The organism is Dietzia maris (genome assembly GCF_014144855.1).
Taxonomy (GTDB): Bacteria; Actinomycetota; Actinomycetes; order Mycobacteriales; family Mycobacteriaceae; genus Dietzia; species Dietzia kunjamensis.
The window spans coordinates 1-1,261 of record NZ_JAALDN010000347.1 but is presented as its reverse complement, the minus strand read 5'-3'; the positions used below and the strand labels follow the sequence as shown (position 1 = coordinate 1,261).

At 72.0% G+C, this 1,261-nt stretch carries 2 protein-coding genes; one reads left to right on the top strand and one right to left on the bottom strand.

The features are described 5' to 3' along the window. Positions 1-612, top strand: a 612-nt coding sequence (locus G6024_RS11575; RefSeq protein WP_159148752.1) for an MFS transporter, incomplete at its 5' end; no start/stop codon positions are given. Here G6024_RS11575 and G6024_RS11570 read toward each other — a convergent pair. After that, a partial coding sequence (locus G6024_RS11570; RefSeq protein ID WP_159148751.1) for an FAD-dependent oxidoreductase occupies positions 609-1,261 on the bottom strand: 653 nt, incomplete at its 5' end. The genes G6024_RS11575 and G6024_RS11570 overlap by 4 nt on opposite strands.

Below are 1,261 nucleotides of genomic sequence, written 5' to 3'. Positions count from 1 at the left end.
CGCGACGCGGCGTTCCGCAACGGCATGATCATCGTGTCGATCTACTTCGTGGGCGGCACGAGCCTGTGGATCGTCATGCCGATGTACCTGCAGTTCCACCTGGGCTACGCGCCCATCGACTCGGCGTTCATCAGCCTGCCCGCCTCGGTCCTCGCCGCCATCTCGGCCCAGGTCGCGGGACGGTTCGTGCTCCGACTCGGGCGGCGGATGGTCATCGGCGGTTTCTGCCTCACCATCACCGCGCTGCTGACGTTCATCCTGCTCGCGGGCGTCGTGGAGTCCGGGGCGGTGCGCTACCTGATCTTCATGGTCCCCGCCGCGATGATGGGCACCGCGCAGGGCATGACCATCTCCCCCAACCAGACGCTCACCCTGCGCGCGGTGGACCCCGAGTACGGCGGGGTCGCCGGCAGCATCATCTCGCTGGGCCAGCGCATGGGCACCGCGGTGGGCACGGCGATGGTGCCGGGCGTGTTGTTCTGGATCGTCGAGACCCAGGACGACTGGCTGCTCGCGTTCCGGGTGGCGCTCGGGCTGATCGCCGCGCTGGCCGCGGGCGCGTTGGCGTTCAGCATCGTCGACCGCCGCCGCGAGGTGCGCTGCGGGTCCTAGAGGGCTGCCGCGAGCTCCACTCCCTGCTTGATCGCGCGCTTGGCGTCGAGTTCGGCGGCCACGTCCGCGCCGCCGATCACGTGGACCCGTCCGTTCACCCCGCCGCCCAGCTGATCGGCCACCCCCACCAGGTCGCGCACCGATTCCTGGCCCGCGCACACCACGACCGAGTCCACACGCACGAGCTGCGGACGGCCGTCGGCGTCGAGGATGTGCAGCCCGTCGTCGTCGACCTTCACGTAGGTCACCCCGGTGTGCTTCCGCACGCCGCCGGCCTCGAGCTCGGCGCGGTGCACCCAGCCGGTGGTCTTGCCCAGGCCCCGGCCGATGCGGGAGGTCTTGCGCTGGAGCAGGTGCACCTCGTGGGCCGGCTCGGCGTGCACGGCCGTGCCCAGTCCCGCGCGCTCGAGCGCCGGATCGGTCACGCCCCAGTGGCGCCGCCACGCCTCCACATCCGTGGAGTGGCCGCTCGGTTCGCGGCCGTCGACGGCGATCCCGGGCCCGCCGGCCAGCAGGAACTGCGAGACGTCCACGCCGATGCCACCGGCACCGATCACCGCGACCCGGCGGCCGGGGGTCCGCGCGCCGGTGAGCAGCTCGGGATAGGTCATGACCATGGGGTGGTCGGCGCCGGGGATCGTGATCTCGC